The organism is Rossellomorea sp. LjRoot5, from assembly GCF_964253455.1.
GTDB lineage: Bacteria > Bacillota > Bacilli > Bacillales > Bacillaceae_B > Rossellomorea.
The window spans coordinates 4,320,001-4,337,295 of the sequence record NZ_CAXUQN020000001.1; the positions used below are offsets into that span (position 1 = coordinate 4,320,001).

Genomic DNA, 17,295 nt, shown 5'->3' on the forward strand with positions numbered 1-17,295 from the left:
TGGAATGCGTTACAGGCAAGAAGGGCGAGCAGCATAAGATACAGCCATTTCACTGAATTCACCAGTAATACTGGAAGCCATTCAAGTGTCGTCACGACGATCATAAAGAATAGGGCTGATACAAATGTGTTGGTTTTTGCTTCTGATTGTTGATTCTTGATATAAGCAACCACAAGACCCACCACAAAGATCCCGATCCCGAGTAGTATATAAGGCGTATACGACTCTCCTTCTACAGCGAAGGCTCTGAATCGGAAGTAAATCAAATCGAACAGGACTAGGGCGATCAGCACCAGTTGAACTGGGTTCCATAAGCTCTTGAACATACCCATCCCGAATTGATGGATGGTTAAGTAAGCGAAATAGCCCATTTGACTGATGACACTAAAAGTAAACCCTACAAATATGAACCAAAGTAAACTCGATAATATCCCAATCACGTTACCGTCCTGAAAGTATGGTCCGAACTGATCCCATCTTATGATAAGGGCGGCCACACCTGTTACGGCTCCACCAATTACTAACGTATGAATAAATAAACGAATCCAATTTCGGATGGTCACTTCTATTTTCCTCCAAATAAAAAATATACACTCACTTGATTGTACCAACGCATGTTTAAAAAATCCAGGTTCCAATTTTACCTGTGCATATTTTTTTCGATATTTCTCATATTAAGGGTAAGGGAATTTGTATGGAAGGAGCCTACCCATGAAAAGATATTCCTTTCTTTTTCTATTGCCCCTTCTTCTTCTATCCGCTTGTGGCGGTGGCGGGGATACAGGCAGTGGCAAAATGGATTATGAAGAAACCAAGAAGATGGTTGTTGATATATTAAAGACTGATGATGGTAAAAAAGCCATCCAACAAGTCATGTCTGATGAAAAAATGAAGGCTGAGCTTATTATGGATCAGGGTGTTGTAACCGATACGATATCCAAAACCCTCACATCCGAAAAGGGAACAGAATTCTGGAAGAAATCCTTTGAAGATCCGAAGTTTGCTGAAGCCATGGCAAAAAGCATGAAGGATGGCAATGAAAAACTGCTCAAGGACCTCATGAAGGACCCTGAGTACCAAGGAATGATGATGGACCTCTTAAAGGATCCGGAATTTAAGAAAGAGCTCACAGAAGTATTAAAGAGCCAGGAATACAAAGAGCATCTGCAAAAGGTGATTACGGAGACCTTCCAAAGCCCATTATTCAAGGCGAAGCTGCAGGACGTTTTATTGAAGGCTGCAGGGGAAATCAAAGATGGCGGAAAAAGTGAAGGCAACAGCAGTGAATCCTCCGGTGGTAACCAGGGTGGTTCCGGTGACTCGGGTGGTACAGGCAGCGGAGGCGGAGGCCAATAGTTCTGTTTTTAAAGTTAGTCTTGCCTAATGATATCAAAATGGACCAATGCATATTTCAGCATTGGTCCATTTTGTTTATTTAAGATAACTTCTCAATTACTTTGTGAGCGATCTCTCCATATATCTGACCCAGTCGATGATCCTCTGCATAAATGGAAGGGGCAAAATCCGCTTCATTCCAGTCCGGTTGCTGAAGTGGAAGCTTGCCAAGTAAATCGGTACGGAGCTCTTCTGTAAGCTTCTCTCCACCGCCCTGACCGAATACGAATTCCTTTTCACCTGTCAGTTTGCTTTCAAAGTAAGACATGTTTTCTACCACACCAAGGATGTCATGGTCAGTTTGAAGGGCCATGGCTCCTGCACGGGCTGCTACGAAAGCTGCTGTCGGATGAGGTGTCGTCACGATGATTTCTTTACAATGCGGAAGCATCGTATGAAGATCAAGAGCAACGTCCCCTGTCCCCGGCGGCAGGTCCAGCAGTAAATAATCCAATTCGCCCCACTCGACTTCTGAGAAGAAGTTATTCAGCATCTTACCAAGCATCGGCCCTCTCCAAATAACAGGGGCATTATCCTCTACGAAGAATCCCATGGAGATGACCTTCACGCCGAATCGTTCTACTGGAATAATTCTTTCCCCGCGTACGACCGGCCTCTTCACGATCCCCATCATATCGGGAACGCTGAATCCGTAAATATCGGCATCCACAAGCCCCACCTTTTTGCCTTGTCGGGCAAGTGAGACGGCAAGGTTAACCGAAACCGTTGACTTTCCTACGCCGCCTTTTCCGCTGGCAATTGCAATAAAGGTCGTCTTACTTGCAGGGGATAACAGGTCCGTTCCTTCTCCACCTGCACCTCTATGCTTTTCAAGCTCCTCTTCCGGAAGCTCTGTGAAACGGATCCCGACAGATTCCGCTCCATTCTCCTTTAATACTTGTACAATCTGCTGTTGAAATTGCATTTGCTCCCCTGTACCCGTTTTGGCGATGGCAATTTTCACACTGACATGGTTTTTTTCTTCTTTAACGGAGATCTCTACAACACCATTTGTTTCTTGTAAGGTTTTATTTAAAAAAGGATCTTTTAATCCAAATAAAAGTTCGCGTGTTTGTTGTTCCGATAACATGAATAACCACCCTTTTCTATGTATTCGTTTTCAATCATCTGTTTTCAGTATAACATATTCTCAGTTGAATGAATGCTCTAAAGGTTTTGAATGCTTTTGTTGAATAATAAAAAAGCTGAGAGGTTATTCCTCGTCAGCTTTTTCTTTGTCATCCATGGTCAGATAGTTCAGTACCCCCTGGTAGACGGAAGCAGCAATCTTTTGCTGGTAATCCTCTTTAAGGAGGTTGGCACGTTCTCCAGGGTTTGAGAGGAAACCGATTTCCACGAGGGCTCCGGACTTTTTAGCATGTTTCAGGATATAGACATTTTGCAGACCCTTTGCTTCCCGGGTCGTGTTTTCCAAGTTTCGTGTCAGTTCTGCTTGGATCGCTTTGGCGAGTGCTTTGTTTTCTTCATACTTTGGATTGTAGAAGGTTTGGGCACCGCTCCATTTCGCAGATGGAATGGAATTCAAGTGGATGCTAAGAAACATGTCCACTTGGGATTCATTGATCAAGCTGAGTCTTTTCTTAAGATCTTCCACTTTTCTTCGGCTGTATCCTCTCGTGTCTTCATCGGCAAGATCTTCATCCTTCTCACGCGTCAGAATCACTAGGGCACCTTGTTCCTGAAGATAATCCCTTATCATCAGCGAGACATTTAATGCGATGTCCTTCTCAAGTGCATTCTGATCTCCCGCCCCGCCGTCCGGTCCACCATGTCCCGGATCTATATAGATGATTTTTCCTGATAAGGGGAGATTCCACGAATCCCATGTATCTTTGTCTAATATTTTATATTGGATGATGAATAATAAAATAGCCAGTGCAGAAATTATCCCGATAACCTTCAGTTTCTGAACCATCCCAGTCCTCCTATTTCAAGTCTTGGCGACGGAAGAAGCCCCGCTGCCTTTACTAAAAAATATGGGACAAGAATGGGTTTTAGAACTGAAATTAATGCAACCGTAATTTGTGACGCTTAATGCCTTTTTCGTATCCTTCTGACCACCATGTTTCCACAAAGTGTTCACAGCAGAAATAAAAGGACTCATCTACTTCATTCGACACACCCATCTCAGACCAGTACAGCCAAAAATTATATAGGGTATCAATAAAATGCTTCAATTCTTCCTCACAACGCTTTTTCACTAATTCGGTATCTTCACCTGAGTACCCGAATTTGCTGATCTTCCCCCCAAGGAGATAAGCTTCTATGGCTACATCAAAACAAGCTTCATCAAATCCCTGTTGCATAAATACGCCGCCTTGAATCTTTATATATCCAAAATGCCGCCGGACACTCTCCTGCAGCATCTTAATTGAAATTTCTTTCAGTAACGTTCTTTCCGTCTTGATCTGCTTCTCTCTTCTCTTTGTATTGAAAGTTGTAATAACGTTCAACAATCATTCACCCCTTTGAACGTATTTTCCTACTTAACCCACCACTTCATTCGAGTAACTGTTACCAATTTTCTTTGAGGGACGGACCTCCATATCCACTCTATAACAAAGAGAAATTCCTTGGTATAAAGGGATTCAGTTTGAAAATTGAAGTGAAATTGGAGGTCCGTCCCTAAAAACCCAAATAAAAAAAGCCCAGCCGACAGAATCGGCTGGGCTTTTGTGTGAAATAATAATTAACGCTTAGAGAATTGTGGCGCGCGACGTGCACCTTTAAGACCGTATTTTTTACGCTCTTTCATACGAGAGTCACGAGTTAATAATCCAGCGCGTTTTAGAGATCCACGGTATTCAGGGTCTGCTTGTAGTAAAGCACGAGCGATTCCGTGACGGATCGCACCAGCTTGACCAGCATAGCCTCCACCATTAACGTTTACTAAAACGTCATAGTTACCAAGAGTTTCAGTTGCAACTAGTGGTTGCTTAATTACTTCTCTTAGTGCTGCGAATGGGATATAAACTTCTACTTCACGATCATTGATAACAATGTTTCCGTTACCTGGTACTAAACGTACACGAGCTACTGAGCTCTTACGACGACCAGTTCCGTAATATTGAACTTGAGCCAAGATAATAACCTCCTCTTATTAATTATCCACGAAGTTCGTAAACTTCAGGTTGTTGTGCTTGATGCTTATGCTCTGCTCCAGCATATACATGTAATTTCTTGAACATTTGACGACCTAGAGAACCTTTTGGAAGCATACCTTTGATAGTAAGCTCAAGCATTTTCTCTGAGTAGTTTGTACGCATTTCTAATGCTGTACGTTGTTTTAAACCACCAGGGTGATTAGTGTGACGGTAGTAGATCTTGTCCGTTAACTTCTTCCCAGTAAGTTCAATTTTTGAAGCATTAAGAATGATTACATGATCACCAGTGTCAACATGTGGTGTGAATGTTGGTTTGTGTTTTCCGCGTAGAATTGAAGCAACTTCACTGGATAGACGTCCAAGAGTTTTACCTTCAGCATCTACAACGAACCATTTACGATCGATTTGATTGGCTTTTGCCATATACGTTGTACGCATGATTTAACCTCCTATTTAATGAATCCGTAGTATTTATTTTCTAATCACAATAAGTTTCCGGGGCTTATCGTGGGGTTAATAACATACCATATGCTATATTATCTTGTTCCCAGTCTATTGTCAAGAGAATGTTACACCAGGATTAGTTGTTTTAGTATTTTTTTTGAATCATGATTATCATTTATAATACATGTTCAAGCTTTTCATTGGAAAAACTGTTATTCCTCAGGTAGATAGTCGTCGTTGATTTCCGCTGCAGGTGCTCGCTTTCCGCGGGGCTGGCGGTGATCCTCCTCGGGCTAAAGCCCTGTGGGGTCTCACCTGTCCAGCTACGGCGGCAAGCCCCTCGAGGTCGTACTGTCCAGCGTTTCCCGCAGGAGTCGAGCACCTTCCGCTCCAATCAACAAAAGGGTGCTTTACTATACCCTCTTTCAAAATGCTAAACGCCCTCTAAATTTCATCAGATCCATAATACACTTTCCACAGATATAACCCATGGGGCGGGGCGGTCTTTCCTGCACGGTTACGATCCCGCGCTTCCAGTATTCCAGGTATCTCATCCACAGGAACATCCCCAGTACCCACCTCTAACAAAGTACCGACCAATATCCTCACCATATTGTATAGAAATCCGTTCCCCACAAAAGAGAAAATGATTTCTTCTTCGTGTTCCTGAATTTCAATACGGTGAATGGTTCTTACTTTGTCTTCGACTTCCGTTTTCGCTGAGCAAAAGCTTGTGAAGTCGTGCTCCCCGATCAGGTGCCGGGCAGCACGCTCCATATCAAGTACAGAAAGCGTATGGGGATAGTGAAGGGCAAAATGTCGGTTGAACGGACTTCTGGATTCCCCTGTATAGATTCTGTAACGGTATTCTTTCTGCTCCACGGAAAACCGCGAATGAAAGTCTGTTGATACAAACACGGCTTCTTTCACGGTCACTTCATCCGGTAACCTTGTATTCAACACGATCGGCCATTTCTCTTCTGGAATGGTTAAAGGGGTGTCAAAATGAAAGACCTGACCGTTTGCATGGACGCCTGCGTCGGTCCGGCCAGACCCGCTGATCCGGACAGAACCACCTTTATGGATAGTGGACAAGATGCTTTCTATCAGTCCCTGGACAGTACGTTGATTCGGTTGGACCTGGTAACCATGAAAATACGTTCCATCATAGGCGATGGTACACTTCACTCTCTGCATACGTGACACTCCCGTTATCCTCTGAAAATAATTAATACCGTTGTGAGGAGGGCTAGAACGATTAACGCTCCCGTATCCTTCTTATGCCAGGATAACAGGCGGTATTTCGTCCTGCCCTCCCCTCCTTGATACCCTCTTGCTTCCATGGCTGTTGCCAGGTCTTCGGCACGTTTAAATGCACTGACGAAGAGAGGGATCAACAGTGGGATGATGGCTTTGATCCGATCTTTGATAGGACCTGATGAAAACTCTGCCCCCCTTGCAATCTGTGCCTTCATGATTTTATCGGTTTCCTCCATCAGGGTTGGAATAAACCGCAGGGAAATCGACATCATGAGTGCCAGTTCATGTACAGGGAATTTAACTTTCTTCAATGGGTTCAAAAGTGTTTCAAGCCCGTCCGTGATCGTTATGGGAGAGGTCGTGAGCGTTAATAATGAAGTAACAAGGATTAGATAAAAGAATCGTAATGATATAAAAATCCCCTGTCTTAGCCCTTCTTCGTGAACCGACAAGATACCCAGGTCCAAAATGACGGTACCTTCCTTTGTAAAAAACACATGTAAGAAAAACGTAAACAAAATCAGCCATAGAATCGGCTTCAATCCTCCGATGATAAAACGGATGGAAAGGTTGGATAGTATGAGTGCGCTAAACGTAAAAAGACCGAGCAGTGCGTATGTTATAGCATTATTGGCCAGAAAGACGACACATATAAATCCGAAAATAAATAAAAGTTTTGCCCTGGGGTCCATTTGGTGGAGAATGGATTTGGCCGGTACATAGCGGCCGAAGATCATTTTTTCCATCATAGTCCTTCACCTCCGTCTCGGATTGCACGGATGGCTGAAGCCAATTCGTCTATTGTCAGACACGTCTTCGGAAGTTTCTTTCCGGTCTTTTTTTCAAATTGATATTGGAACCGGACCACATCCGGTACGTCCAATCCCATCTCAAACAGTTCGTCCGTCTGTGAGAAGATTTCTGCAGGGGTTCCTTTTTGTTTTAAACGGCCCTTTTGCATGATGACGATCTCTTCTGCATAGTGAGCAGCGTCTTCCATGCTATGAGTGACGAGAATGGTGGTCAATCCTTTTTCCTTATGAAGGGCATAGAACATGTCCATGATCTCCCTCTGCCCTCTTGGGTCGAGTCCTGCTGTAGGCTCGTCCAGGACAATGACCTCTGGATTCATCGCCAACACACCCGCAATGGCGACACGTCTCATTTGTCCGCCTGAAAGATCAAATGGGGATTTCTGCAGTACATCCAGAGGCAAACCAACCTTTACAATCAACTCTTTCGCTCTTTGTATCGCCTCTTCCTCGGATACACCAAAGTTCATCGGACCATAACAAATATCTTTAAGGACGGTTTCTTCAAACAGTTGATGCTCAGGAAATTGAAAGACGATCCCTACCTTCTGTCTGACAGGCTTTAAATTCTTTGCCTTTTCCTTTGCCTTGATTTCGTGCTCGCCTACTTGCACAAGTCCTTCTGTAGGCTTCAATAATCCATTGAGATGCTGCAACAATGTAGACTTGCCTGAACCGGTGTGACCGATCACCGCGAGAAACTGACCCGTTGGAATCGAAAGGTTAATATCTTGAAGGGCAAGTTTTTCGAATGGAGTGTTGAATGAATATCGGTATTCTACCTGTTGAAATGTGATCTGCATAATTCATCCACCAACTCTTCTTCTGTAAAGTATGTTTTAGACAGGGGAATCCCTGCTTCCTTCAGTGCCCCGGCAAGCTTGATGGTAAAAGGGGAATCCAAGCCAAGCTTTATGAGTTCATCCTCTAATAGGAAAATATCTTCCGGCATCCCTTCCTTAAAGACACTGCCTTGATTCAAGACAATCATACGATCTGCCTTCGTTGCTTCTTCCAGGTCATGGGTGATGGAGATCACCGTCAGGTTCTCTTCTTCTTTTAGCTTTCTGACTGTTTCAAGAACTTCCTGTCTTCCCTTTGGGTCAAGCATGGATGTCGCCTCATCCAAGATGATGATAGATGGCTGCAGGGCTACAACCCCTGCAATCGCTACACGCTGCTTTTGACCCCCTGATAAATGGTGCGGCTCTTGATCAAGAAAATCTTCCATATGGACACTTTTTAAAGCATCATTGACTCTCTGTACCATCGATTCATAAGGTACCCCATGGTTTTCTAACCCAAAAGCCACATCATCCTCTACTGTAGCACCAACAAATTGATTATCGGGATTCTGAAAAACCATACCCAGCTTTGAACGGATGTCCCAGATGGACCTTTCCTCAAGAGTGATCCCATCCACCGTCACTAGTCCCTTCTCGGGGAAATGAAGCCCATTCAACATCTTGGCAAGGGTGGATTTACCGGATCCGTTATGTCCGACGATCGCGAGCCATTCACCTTGATTGACCGTCAGGCTGATGCCTTTAAGGGCATAAGTATTCTGATCAGGGTATCTGAAGTGCACATCGTCCACTTTAATGATTTCCTTCAATGCTGTAACCTCCTCTACGCTATCCTTACTAAAGCTCTGCTAAAACCTTTACATATAAAAAAAAGCCTGCACCCCGACCAAAGAAAAGAACATCTTTTCTTGTTCATCCATTGAACAGCTTCTATGAACATAGAAGTTGGAAGGGGTGCACGAGCTAGACGAGTCAGACAGCGCTGCTCATCGTAACGCTCTGCTTTTCATCACATGCACTTATACAAAAAGGGCAAAGAAGCAGTTAAGGATTAACTGTCCCGCCCTTAATGTTAGAAGTCACGAATTATTAAACTAATTCGATGATTGCCATTGGAGCACCGTCACCACGGCGAGGACCAACCTTCATAATGCGAGTATATCCGCCTTGACGCTCTGTGTAACGAGGAGCGATGTCAGAGAATAACTTTTGTAAAGCATCTTGGTTGTTTTCAGCGTTTGCAATTTCTTTACGAATGAATGCACCAGCTTGACGACGCGCGTGAATGTCACCACGTTTACCTAGTGTGATCATTTTTTCCACAACTGAACGAAGCTCTTTCGCACGAGTTTCAGTTGTTTCGATGCGCTCGTTAATGATTAGGTCTGTAGCTAAATCACGTAGCATTGCTTTACGTTGAGCACTGGTACGTCCTAACTTTCTGTAAGCCATTAAGGGTTCCCTCCTTTGTTGAATCTATATATGAAAGAAGATGTTATCAGTCGTCTTTACGTAATCCAAGTCCAAGGTCTTCAAGTTTAACTTTAACCTCTTCAAGGGATTTACGTCCTAGGTTACGCACTTTCATCATATCTTCTTCAGTCTTGTTAGCAAGCTCTTGAACAGTATTGATTCCAGCACGCTTCAGGCAGTTATAAGAACGAACAGAAAGATCCAATTCTTCGATAGTCATCTCAAGAACTTTTTCTTTTTGGTCTTCTTCTTTTTCTACCATGATTTCAGCATTCTGCGCTTCATCTGTAAGGCCAACGAAAATATTTAAGTGTTCTGTCAGAATCTTAGCACCTAAAGAAATCGCTTCTTTCGGTCCAATACTTCCATCAGTCCATACATCAAGAGAAAGTTTATCGTAATTCGTCATTTGACCAACACGAGTATTTTCTATTTGATAGTTAACGCGTGAAACTGGAGTGTAAATAGAATCGATTGGGATCACGCCAATAGGAAGATCCTCACGTTTGTTTTGGTCTGCTGGTCTGTACCCACGACCACGGGATGCACTTAAACGTACTCGGAAGTGACCACTCTTGGATAACGTTGCGATGTGTAAATCAGGATTTAACACTTCAACATCACTATCATGAGTAATATCTGCAGCCGTTACGACTCCTTCGCCCTGTACATCAATTTCTAGCGTCTTTTCTTCATCAGAGTAGATCTTCAACGCTAATTTTTTGATATTCAAAATGATGGATGTGACATCCTCTACGACGCCTTCAATTGTTGAAAACTCATGCAGTACTCCATCTATTTGAATAGATGTGACAGCAGCACCTGGGAGTGACGATAGTAGGATACGACGTAAGGAGTTACCCAAAGTTGTACCATATCCACGCTCAAGTGGTTCTACGACGAACTTTCCATATGTGGCATCATCGCTGATCTCAACCGTTTCAATTTTTGGCTTTTCAATTTCGATCATTAATATTTACCCTCCTTCAAAACGTCGAAACTCCGGGCTAAATAATATAAAGTCCGAAATTCCCCATGTTTACGTTCCCTATTGTGCACCAACAACTGGTTACTTTTCTGAATGAACATATCTTGTATCATATCCCATTATAGACAACGATACAAAATTTATACAGAAAATTAAACGCGGCGACGTTTTGGTGGACGGCATCCATTATGTGGAACTGGAGTAACGTCTCTGATTGCAGTAACTTCTAGACCTGCTGCTTGAAGAGCACGGATAGCTGCTTCACGACCAGCACCAGGACCTTTAACTGTTACTTCAAGAGTTTTTAAACCGTGTTCCTGAGAAGCTTTAGCTGCAGTTTCAGCTGCCATTTGAGCTGCGAATGGAGTGGATTTACGAGAACCTCTGAATCCTAGTGAACCAGCACTTGACCATGCAACAGCATTTCCGTGAACATCAGTAATAGTTACGATTGTGTTATTGAATGTAGAACGAATGTGTGCAATACCAGCTTCGATATTCTTTTTCACACGACGTTTACGAGTATTTGTTTTACGTGCCATACTAAGAAGTAACCTCCTTTACCTATTATTTTTTCTTGTTAGCTACAGTCTTACGAGGACCTTTACGTGTACGAGCATTGTTCTTCGTATGTTGTCCACGAACAGGTAGTCCACGACGGTGACGAAGACCGCGGTATGAACCGATTTCCATAAGACGTTTGATGTTTAGTGATACTTCACGACGAAGATCACCTTCTACTTTTAATTTATCAACGATATCACGAATCTTTCCTAGTTCGTCGTCAGTTAGATCGCGAACGCGAGTATCCTCAGATACACCAGCTTCAGATAAGATTTTCGCAGCAGTATTTTTACCAATACCGTAGATGTATGTTAATGAAATGACAACACGTTTGTCACGTGGAATGTCTACACCAGCAATACGTGCCATAGTGATAGCGCACCTCCTTTAAGATTAGCCTTGTTTTTGTTTGTGTTTAGGGTTTTCACAGATAACCATGACTTTACCTTTTCTACGAATAACTTTACATTTTTCGCAGATTGCTTTAACAGATGGTCTAACTTTCATCTTATTCTAACCTCCTTAATAGTACGGAGTGCAATAGATTATTTATAACGATAAGTGATTCTACCACGAGTTAAGTCATACGGTGATAATTCCACTGTTACCTTGTCTCCAGGTAGGATACGAATGAAATGCATACGGATCTTTCCTGAAACATGTGCCAGTACTGTATGACCATTTTCTAATTCTACCTTAAACATCGCATTGGGCAAAGTCTCGGCGACCTTACCTTCAACTTCAATTACATCATCCTTAGCCATCGAACATGTCTCCCTTCTTCTCATCATTTAATACTTCGTTAACAAACTTTGAAACAGCATAACGCAGTTTACCGTTCGTTACTCTGCCTGATTCTATAATACTGTTTTGAACTTCTGGAGAAACATAGTCACACAAGTGAAGATGAGCGATGTTCTTTCGCTTGGCGCGATCGAACTTTCGTCTATCCCCATCTGCTATCAGTACAAAACGTTCATCCAACTGCTGAATAACGACCGAGTAGCTTCCAGTCTCTCTCCCTTTTAGGGTTTGAACAATCTGGCCTATCCTCGGAACCGTTGATTCTGACTCGATCAATCCAATCACCTTCACTTAGGCTTTCGTCAATATCTCATAGCCGTCTTCAGTAATTGCTATGGTGTGTTCAAAGTGCGCACACATTTTATCATCTACTGTGACGACTGTCCAGTTATCTGATAACGTTCTAACATATCGACTTCCTGCATTAACCATTGGTTCAATAGCCAGTACCATGCCAGGCTTTAAACGCGGACCTTTGTTGGGTGGTCCATAATGAGGGATTTGCGGGTCCTCATGTAAGTCTTGACCAACTCCGTGTCCTACATACTCCCGAACGATTGAAAAGCCGTTAGCCTCAACAAAAGTTTGTATACTATGAGAGATATTCGACAGACGCTCGCCTGGTTTCGCTTCTTTAAGTCCCAGAAATAACGATTCTTCTGTTACATCAAGAAGCTTCCGGGTTTCATCATCTATTGTTCCAACTGGATATGTCCAAGCTGAGTCACCGTGATAACCATTATATTTAGCACCGATATCGATGCTGATAATATCGCCATCTTTCAATACCCGATCGCCTGGAATTCCATGTACCAACTCATTGTTGACTGAAGCACAGATGCTGCCACGAAACCCATTATACCCTTTAAAAGATGGAATTGCATCATGTTTACGAATGAATTTTTCAGCAATTGCATCCAATTCCTTCGTCGATATTCCCGGAGAAATATACTTTTGCAATTCCGCATGAGTCAATGCAACAATCTTACCAGCATGCCGCATAATCTCAATCTCTCTCGGAGTTTTAGAAATGATCATTTTGAAAGGCCTCCAAGTAGTTCATCAATGTCATCAAACACTCTATGGATGTCTTGTTGACCGTCAATGTTTTTCAGATAGCCTTTATCTTCGTAGTAAGCCAATAGTGGTTGGGTTTGTTTGATGTTTACGTCCAAACGGTTTTGAACCGTTTCTTCGTTATCATCTGCGCGTTGATATAACTCGCCACTGCAGCGATCACAAACACCCTCTTCTGTTGGCGGATTAAAGACAAGATGATAAGTAGCGCCGCACTCTTTACAGATCCTGCGACCTGTCAAGCGCTCCATCAGGATGTCCTTATCTACATTTATATTAATGACATAATTCATTTTCTTACCAAGATCAGCTAGGATGTTTTCAAGTGCTTCTGCCTGAGCAACCGTTCTTGGAAACCCATCCAGTAAGAAGCCTTTTTCACAGTCCTCTTTGCTTAACCGTTCACGGACGATACCGATTGTCACTTCATCAGGAACAAGATCGCCATTATCCATGAATGATTTAGCCTTCAAGCCTAGTTCAGTACCTTCTTTGATAGCTGCACGGAACATATCGCCTGTAGAGATATGGGGGATACCATATTTATCTACGATTTTTTCAGCTTGAGTGCCTTTTCCTGCGCCTGGTAAGCCCATAAGAACTATATTCACTCGTACTCCCCCTAATTGTCTATAAAATGGTTTCAGGAACAAGTTGTTCCCGAAAACCCTCTTATTTAATAAATCCTTTGTAGTGACGTTTCACTAACTGTGCCTCTAGTTGCTTCATAGTCTCAAGTGCAACCCCTACTACGATCAGTAGGCTTGTTCCACCAATTTGAGCTGCAGGAGGTAATCCTGCAAAGTTAATGAAGAAAACCGGTAGGACTGAAATAACAGCTAAGAAAATGGCCCCGACAAATGTTAGACGATACAGAACGCGAGTGAGATACTCTTGTGTGGTTTTACCTGGACGAATACCAGGGATATATCCACCTTGCTTCTTCAAGTTTTCAGCCATTTGTTCTGGATTCACTTGAATGAAAGCATAGAAATACGTAAAGGCAACGATCAGAGCTACATAGATGATCATACCAACTGGTTTGGTGTAATCAAAGATGTACTGGATAGTACTGGTCACATCATTATCTCCAAAAAAGGATGAAATGGTCTGTGGAGTGATGATAAAAGAAATCGCAAAGATAACTGGAATAACACCCGCAGCATTCACCTTTAATGGTAGATGTGTTGATTGTCCACCAACCGGACTACGCCCCACTAAACGTTTTGCATATTGAATCGGAATCTTACGAAGTGCTTGTTGGATAAACACGACACCAACCACGATTGCAATAACTGCTAAAACAAGAAGTGCAAGAACCACAATACGAAGGAAGAGCTGTTCGCCTGCTCCCTCAATTTGTTGAGCATAGATTTGGTTTACAGTGTTAGGGATCGCAGCAACGATACCTGCAAAGATCAGGATCGAAATGCCATTCCCAACACCTTTAGCCGTGATTTGTTCACCCAGCCACATAAGAAAAGCCGTACCAGCTGTTAGAACTAAAGCAATTAGTAGGTACGTACTGACTCCGGGGTTTTGGATAAGCATTCCACCGTAAATTCTATTAAAGCCGTAGGACATTCCCAAAGCCTGGATGAATCCAAGAATGATAGTGAAATAACGTGTGAACTGAGCTAATTTACGGCGCCCGACTTCACCTTGCTTAGACCACTCAGTAAACTTCGGTACAACATCCATTTGCAGGAGCTGCACGATGATCGAAGCCGTGATATAAGGCATGATTCCCATCGCAAAAATGGAGAAGTTCTTTAACGCACCGCCACCAAATGTATTCAGGAATCCAAGGATCCCTGCCTGGTCTTGCATTTTCAATACATTAGCGTCTACGCTTGGTACAGGAATAAAGGTACCAAGACGAAAGACTATTAACATTAGAAGGGTGAAGATAATTTTGTTTCTTATATCACCCACGCGCATAAAATTGGAGACAGCTTGAAACATTAGATCACCTCGGATGTACCGCCAGCAGCTTCGATAGCTTCTTTAGCAGTGGTTGAGAATTTGTGTGCTTTTACTGTAAGCTTTTTCTCGATTGAACCTTTACCAAGAATCTTAATTCCTGCTTTTTCGTTACTCACTACACCAGATTCTACAAGTAGAGCTGGAGTAACTTCTGTACCATCTTCGAAGCGATTCAATACGTCAAGATTGACGATTGCATATTCTTTACGATTGATGTTCGTGAATCCACGTTTAGGTAGACGTTGGAACAATGGTGTTTGACCACCCTCAAAGCCAGGACGAGTTCCGCCACCTGAACGGGCGTTTTGTCCTTTATGACCTTTACCAGAAGTCTTTCCATTACCTGAACCAATACCACGTCCTACACGATTGCGGACTTTACGTGAACCTTCTGTAGGCTTTAACTCATGTAATTTCATGTCGGCACCTCCTTTTTTTTAAGCGTTAAAAATTATTTTTCAGTTACTGTAACAAGGTGAGCCACTTTGTTGATCATACCGCGGATAGCAGCATTATCTTGTTGCTCAACTGTTTGGTGCATTTTGCGAAGCCCTAAAGCTTCAACCGTTTTGCGTTGATCTTGAGGACGACCAATTGTACTGCGAGTGAGGGTAATTTCTAGTTTGTTAGCCATCGTTATCCCTCCCTTATCCTAAAATCTCTTCTACTGATTTACCACGTAATTTTGCAACGTCTTCAGCGGTCTTTAATTGTTTTAAACCTTCGATTGTTGCGCGAACCATGTTAATTGGAGTGTTAGATCCTAAAGACTTAGATAGGATATCTTGAACACCAGCTAATTCAAGTACGGCACGAACAGGTCCACCAGCAATAATTCCTGTACCCGCAGAAGCAGGTTTGATCAGAATTTGACCAGCACCAAATCGTCCAGTTACTAGGTGAGGTGTTGTACCTTCAACCATAGGAACTTCAATTAGATTTTTCTTCGCATCTTCAATCGCTTTACGGATTGCTTCAGGTACCTCTTGAGCTTTACCCGTTCCGAAACCAACGTGGCCGTTTTTGTCGCCCACTACTACAAGAGCAGCGAAACGGAAACGACGTCCACCTTTAACAACTTTCGCAACACGATTGATTGTAACTACGCGTTCTTCAAATTCTAGTTTGCTTGGATCAATACGACGCATCTGGATTGTCCCTCCTTTTTTTATTAAAATTCTAAGCCGTTTTCACGAGCTGCTTCAGCTAAAGCTTTGATACGGCCATGATATAAATATCCACCACGGTCAAATACTACGGATTTTAATCCTTTTTCTACTGCACGTTTCGCAACTAGTTCTCCAACTTTAGCTGCTGCATCAGCAGTAGCAGATGAGTCTAGATTGAAATCTTTATCTTGAGAAGATGCACTAACTAGAGTAACACCATTCATATCATCGATAAGTTGAGCGTAGATATTTTTGTTAGAACGGAAAACGTTCAAACGAGGACGAGTTTCAGTTCCAGTAATCTTTGAACGGACACGAGCATGTCTCTTCTTACGTGTTTTGTTCTTATCTGGCTTAGTAATCACCTACGGTCACTCCTTTCTGTTGCCTACGCGGCATTATTTACCTGTTTTACCTTCTTTACGACGAACATATTCACCTTCGTAGCGAATACCTTTTCCTTTGTAAGGCTCAGGAGAGCGTACAGCACGAATGTTAGCAGCTAATGCTCCAACACGTTCTTTGTCGATACCTTTGATAGATATCTTTGTATTAGCCGGTACTTCGATCTCGATACCTTGTTCTGGTTCAATCTCAACTGGGTGAGAGTAACCAACATTAAGGATAAGCTTAGTACCTTGTTTTTGAGCACGGTAACCTACACCGACTAGCTCAAGATTTCTTTGGAATCCTTTAGATACACCTTCAACCATGTTCGCGATTAGGGCACGAGTTGTACCGTGTAACGCGCGGTGTTCTTTTGCATCAGAAGGACGAGTAACTGTTGCTACATTTCCTTCTAATTCAACTTTAATATCAGAATTGAATGTACGAGAAAGTTCCCCTTTAGGTCCTTTTACAGTTACTGTGTTATCTTCAGCAATTGTTAGAGTAACGTCAGATGGAATTTCTACTGGTAGTTTTCCTACACGTGACATCCTGTTGCACCTCCATTCATATAAAAAATATTACCAAACGTAAGCTAGTACTTCTCCGCCTACTTGTTGAGCACGAGCTTCTTTATCAGTTAACACACCTGTAGAAGTAGAAACAAGCGCGATACCTAAACCGTTTAGCACTCTAGGTACCTCTGTAGATTTAGCATATACACGTAAACCAGGTTTAGAGATACGCTTTAATCCAGTAATTACACGTTCGTTGTTTGCTCCATATTTCAAGAAAATGCGGATAACACCTTGCTTGTTATCTTCTACATATTCTACGTCACGTACGAAACCTTCACGTTTGAGGATTTCTGCAATTTCTTTCTTGATGTTAGAAGCAGGAACTTCTAATCTTTCGTGACGAACCATGTTCGCATTACGGATGCGAGTTAGCAAATCTGCAATTGGATCTGTCATTGTCATAATAATTTACCTCCTTCCCAATATG

27 protein-coding genes (1 of these 27 only partly in view) are annotated in these 17,295 nt (G+C 42.6%); 1 reads left to right on the forward strand and 26 read right to left on the reverse strand.

From position 1 onward, the window contains the following. Positions 1 to 563: the 5' portion of a KinB-signaling pathway activation protein gene (locus ACSQ2E_RS22075; protein ID WP_435994177.1), read on the reverse strand. Its footprint begins 73 nt before the window's first position; the window shows 563 of its 636 coding nt (coding positions 1-563); it begins with the start codon at positions 561 to 563; its stop codon lies beyond the left edge, outside the window. A gap of 148 nt (positions 564 to 711) precedes the next feature. On the opposite strand from ACSQ2E_RS22075, the gene gerD reads away from it, so the two are divergent. Continuing rightward, positions 712 to 1,356 carry a spore germination lipoprotein GerD gene (gene gerD, locus ACSQ2E_RS22080; RefSeq protein WP_435994179.1) on the forward strand — a complete coding sequence of 215 codons (645 nt, stop codon included), beginning with the start codon at positions 712 to 714 and terminating at the stop codon, positions 1,354 to 1,356. A gap of 79 nt (positions 1,357 to 1,435) precedes the next feature. Here gerD and ACSQ2E_RS22085 read toward each other — a convergent pair whose 3' ends face one another. The 25 genes from ACSQ2E_RS22085 to rpsH form a co-directional block, all read right to left on the reverse strand. After that, entirely contained in the window at positions 1,436 to 2,485 is a 1,050-nt protein-coding gene (locus tag ACSQ2E_RS22085; protein ID WP_435994181.1) for a P-loop NTPase, read from the reverse strand. 123 nt (positions 2,486 to 2,608) lie between these two features. Beyond that, positions 2,609 to 3,331 (reverse strand): N-acetylmuramoyl-L-alanine amidase CwlD, encoded by a 723-nt coding sequence (cwlD, locus tag ACSQ2E_RS22090; protein ID WP_435994183.1) that lies wholly within the window; start codon positions 3,329 to 3,331, stop codon positions 2,609 to 2,611. A 91-nt stretch (positions 3,332 to 3,422) separates the two neighbouring features. Then, a complete protein-coding gene (locus ACSQ2E_RS22095; RefSeq protein WP_435994185.1) occupies positions 3,423 to 3,869 on the reverse strand; it encodes a DUF2521 family protein in 447 nt (148 codons plus the stop codon). Positions 3,870 to 4,105: 236 nt separating this feature from the next. Next, on the reverse strand, positions 4,106 to 4,498 hold the full coding sequence (gene rpsI / locus ACSQ2E_RS22100; RefSeq protein WP_060674087.1) for a 30S ribosomal protein S9: 393 nt from the start codon (positions 4,496 to 4,498) through the stop codon (positions 4,106 to 4,108). A 22-nt stretch (positions 4,499 to 4,520) separates the two neighbouring features. Further along, positions 4,521 to 4,958 (reverse strand): 50S ribosomal protein L13, encoded by a 438-nt coding sequence (rplM, locus tag ACSQ2E_RS22105; RefSeq protein ID WP_098438503.1) that lies wholly within the window; start codon positions 4,956 to 4,958, stop codon positions 4,521 to 4,523. Positions 4,959 to 5,408: 450 nt separating this feature from the next. Further along, the gene (gene truA, locus ACSQ2E_RS22110) at positions 5,409 to 6,161 is read right to left on the reverse strand and encodes a tRNA pseudouridine(38-40) synthase TruA (RefSeq protein WP_435994188.1); all 753 of its coding nucleotides are present in this window, start codon (positions 6,159 to 6,161) and stop codon (positions 5,409 to 5,411) included. A 14-nt stretch (positions 6,162 to 6,175) separates the two neighbouring features. Beyond that, a complete protein-coding gene (locus tag ACSQ2E_RS22115; protein WP_435994190.1) occupies positions 6,176 to 6,973 on the reverse strand; it encodes an energy-coupling factor transporter transmembrane component T family protein in 798 nt (265 codons plus the stop codon). Beyond that, positions 6,970 to 7,839 (reverse strand): energy-coupling factor ABC transporter ATP-binding protein, encoded by an 870-nt coding sequence (locus tag ACSQ2E_RS22120; protein ID WP_435994192.1) that lies wholly within the window; start codon positions 7,837 to 7,839, stop codon positions 6,970 to 6,972. Before ACSQ2E_RS22120 ends, ACSQ2E_RS22115 begins: the two co-directional genes overlap by 4 nt. Next, positions 7,815 to 8,651, reverse strand: coding sequence for an energy-coupling factor ABC transporter ATP-binding protein (locus ACSQ2E_RS22125; protein ID WP_435994194.1), 837 nt, complete (start codon positions 8,649 to 8,651; stop codon positions 7,815 to 7,817). The genes ACSQ2E_RS22120 and ACSQ2E_RS22125 overlap by 25 nt, the downstream gene beginning before the upstream one ends. Before the next feature lie 280 nt (positions 8,652 to 8,931). Continuing rightward, a complete protein-coding gene (gene rplQ / locus ACSQ2E_RS22130) occupies positions 8,932 to 9,294 on the reverse strand; it encodes a 50S ribosomal protein L17 (protein ID WP_064091234.1) in 363 nt (120 codons plus the stop codon). 46 nt (positions 9,295 to 9,340) lie between these two features. Beyond that, positions 9,341 to 10,285, reverse strand: coding sequence for a DNA-directed RNA polymerase subunit alpha (locus ACSQ2E_RS22135; protein WP_034765941.1), 945 nt, complete (start codon positions 10,283 to 10,285; stop codon positions 9,341 to 9,343). A 170-nt stretch (positions 10,286 to 10,455) separates the two neighbouring features. Continuing rightward, the gene (gene rpsK / locus ACSQ2E_RS22140; RefSeq protein ID WP_032085294.1) at positions 10,456 to 10,845 is read right to left on the reverse strand and encodes a 30S ribosomal protein S11; all 390 of its coding nucleotides are present in this window, start codon (positions 10,843 to 10,845) and stop codon (positions 10,456 to 10,458) included. Positions 10,846 to 10,870: 25 nt separating this feature from the next. Beyond that, the gene (gene rpsM / locus ACSQ2E_RS22145) at positions 10,871 to 11,236 is read right to left on the reverse strand and encodes a 30S ribosomal protein S13 (protein ID WP_034765943.1); all 366 of its coding nucleotides are present in this window, start codon (positions 11,234 to 11,236) and stop codon (positions 10,871 to 10,873) included. Positions 11,237 to 11,260: 24 nt separating this feature from the next. Further along, complete coding sequence (gene rpmJ, locus ACSQ2E_RS22150; protein WP_435994197.1) at positions 11,261 to 11,374, reverse strand: 50S ribosomal protein L36; 114 nt, start codon at positions 11,372 to 11,374, stop codon at positions 11,261 to 11,263. Between the two features lie 38 nt (positions 11,375 to 11,412). Beyond that, entirely contained in the window at positions 11,413 to 11,631 is a 219-nt protein-coding gene (gene infA / locus ACSQ2E_RS22155) for a translation initiation factor IF-1 (RefSeq protein ID WP_034765945.1), read from the reverse strand. Next, positions 11,624 to 11,947: a KOW domain-containing RNA-binding protein gene (locus tag ACSQ2E_RS22160; protein ID WP_034765947.1), complete on the reverse strand. Its 324-nt coding sequence runs from the start codon at positions 11,945 to 11,947 to the stop codon at positions 11,624 to 11,626. The genes infA and ACSQ2E_RS22160 overlap by 8 nt, the downstream gene beginning before the upstream one ends. A gap of 15 nt (positions 11,948 to 11,962) precedes the next feature. Further along, positions 11,963 to 12,709 carry a type I methionyl aminopeptidase gene (map, locus tag ACSQ2E_RS22165; protein ID WP_034765949.1) on the reverse strand — a complete coding sequence of 249 codons (747 nt, stop codon included), beginning with the start codon at positions 12,707 to 12,709 and terminating at the stop codon, positions 11,963 to 11,965. Beyond that, entirely contained in the window at positions 12,706 to 13,359 is a 654-nt protein-coding gene (locus ACSQ2E_RS22170; RefSeq protein WP_435994200.1) for an adenylate kinase, read from the reverse strand. The genes map and ACSQ2E_RS22170 overlap by 4 nt, the downstream gene beginning before the upstream one ends. A 61-nt stretch (positions 13,360 to 13,420) precedes the next feature. Continuing rightward, positions 13,421 to 14,713, reverse strand: coding sequence for a preprotein translocase subunit SecY (gene secY, locus ACSQ2E_RS22175; RefSeq protein WP_435994202.1), 1,293 nt, complete (start codon positions 14,711 to 14,713; stop codon positions 13,421 to 13,423). Further along, on the reverse strand, positions 14,713 to 15,153 hold the full coding sequence (gene rplO, locus ACSQ2E_RS22180) for a 50S ribosomal protein L15 (protein ID WP_060674101.1): 441 nt from the start codon (positions 15,151 to 15,153) through the stop codon (positions 14,713 to 14,715). The genes secY and rplO overlap by 1 nt, the downstream gene beginning before the upstream one ends. A 32-nt stretch (positions 15,154 to 15,185) precedes the next feature. Beyond that, positions 15,186 to 15,368 (reverse strand): 50S ribosomal protein L30, encoded by a 183-nt coding sequence (rpmD, locus tag ACSQ2E_RS22185; RefSeq protein ID WP_044340532.1) that lies wholly within the window; start codon positions 15,366 to 15,368, stop codon positions 15,186 to 15,188. Between the two features lie 13 nt (positions 15,369 to 15,381). Then, the gene (rpsE, locus tag ACSQ2E_RS22190) at positions 15,382 to 15,882 is read right to left on the reverse strand and encodes a 30S ribosomal protein S5 (RefSeq protein WP_060674103.1); all 501 of its coding nucleotides are present in this window, start codon (positions 15,880 to 15,882) and stop codon (positions 15,382 to 15,384) included. Between the two features lie 23 nt (positions 15,883 to 15,905). Next, positions 15,906 to 16,268, reverse strand: coding sequence for a 50S ribosomal protein L18 (gene rplR, locus ACSQ2E_RS22195; RefSeq protein ID WP_201716422.1), 363 nt, complete (start codon positions 16,266 to 16,268; stop codon positions 15,906 to 15,908). Positions 16,269 to 16,301: 33 nt separating this feature from the next. After that, entirely contained in the window at positions 16,302 to 16,841 is a 540-nt protein-coding gene (gene rplF / locus ACSQ2E_RS22200; protein ID WP_435994206.1) for a 50S ribosomal protein L6, read from the reverse strand. 30 nt (positions 16,842 to 16,871) lie between these two features. Then, positions 16,872 to 17,270, reverse strand: a complete 399-nt coding sequence (gene rpsH / locus ACSQ2E_RS22205; RefSeq protein WP_060674108.1) for a 30S ribosomal protein S8 — start codon at positions 17,268 to 17,270, stop codon at positions 16,872 to 16,874. Positions 17,271 to 17,295: the final 25 nt, after the last annotated feature.

Excerpts from the sequence above, each read along its gene's own strand:
- gerD (WP_435994179.1), top strand. The coding sequence starts at position 712 with ATGAAAAGATATTCCTTTCTTTTTCTATTGCCCCTTCTTCTTCTATCC.
- ACSQ2E_RS22085 (WP_435994181.1), bottom strand. The coding sequence starts at position 2,485 with ATGTTATCGGAACAACAAACACGCGAACTTTTATTTGGATTAAAAGAT.
- cwlD (WP_435994183.1), bottom strand. The coding sequence starts at position 3,331 with ATGGTTCAGAAACTGAAGGTTATCGGGATAATTTCTGCACTGGCTATT.
- rplM (WP_098438503.1), bottom strand. The coding sequence starts at position 4,958 with ATGCGTACAACGTATATGGCAAAAGCCAATCAAATCGATCGTAAATGG.
- truA (WP_435994188.1), bottom strand. The coding sequence starts at position 6,161 with ATGCAGAGAGTGAAGTGTACCATCGCCTATGATGGAACGTATTTTCAT.
- ACSQ2E_RS22115 (WP_435994190.1), bottom strand. The coding sequence starts at position 6,973 with ATGATGGAAAAAATGATCTTCGGCCGCTATGTACCGGCCAAATCCATT.
- ACSQ2E_RS22120 (WP_435994192.1), bottom strand. The coding sequence starts at position 7,839 with ATGCAGATCACATTTCAACAGGTAGAATACCGATATTCATTCAACACT.
- rplQ (WP_064091234.1), bottom strand. The coding sequence starts at position 9,294 with ATGGCTTACAGAAAGTTAGGACGTACCAGTGCTCAACGTAAAGCAATG.
- ACSQ2E_RS22135 (WP_034765941.1), bottom strand. The coding sequence starts at position 10,285 with ATGATCGAAATTGAAAAGCCAAAAATTGAAACGGTTGAGATCAGCGAT.
- rpsK (WP_032085294.1), bottom strand. The coding sequence starts at position 10,845 with ATGGCACGTAAAACAAATACTCGTAAACGTCGTGTGAAAAAGAATATC.
- rpsM (WP_034765943.1), bottom strand. The coding sequence starts at position 11,236 with ATGGCACGTATTGCTGGTGTAGACATTCCACGTGACAAACGTGTTGTC.
- rpmJ (WP_435994197.1), bottom strand. The coding sequence starts at position 11,374 with ATGAAAGTTAGACCATCTGTTAAAGCAATCTGCGAAAAATGTAAAGTT.
- infA (WP_034765945.1), bottom strand. The coding sequence starts at position 11,631 with ATGGCTAAGGATGATGTAATTGAAGTTGAAGGTAAGGTCGCCGAGACT.
- map (WP_034765949.1), bottom strand. The coding sequence starts at position 12,709 with ATGATCATTTCTAAAACTCCGAGAGAGATTGAGATTATGCGGCATGCT.
- secY (WP_435994202.1), bottom strand. The coding sequence starts at position 14,713 with ATGTTTCAAGCTGTCTCCAATTTTATGCGCGTGGGTGATATAAGAAAC.
- rplO (WP_060674101.1), bottom strand. The coding sequence starts at position 15,153 with ATGAAATTACATGAGTTAAAGCCTACAGAAGGTTCACGTAAAGTCCGC.
- rpmD (WP_044340532.1), bottom strand. The coding sequence starts at position 15,368 with ATGGCTAACAAACTAGAAATTACCCTCACTCGCAGTACAATTGGTCGT.
- rpsE (WP_060674103.1), bottom strand. The coding sequence starts at position 15,882 with ATGCGTCGTATTGATCCAAGCAAACTAGAATTTGAAGAACGCGTAGTT.
- rplF (WP_435994206.1), bottom strand. The coding sequence starts at position 16,841 with ATGTCACGTGTAGGAAAACTACCAGTAGAAATTCCATCTGACGTTACT.
- rpsH (WP_060674108.1), bottom strand. The coding sequence starts at position 17,270 with ATGACAATGACAGATCCAATTGCAGATTTGCTAACTCGCATCCGTAAT.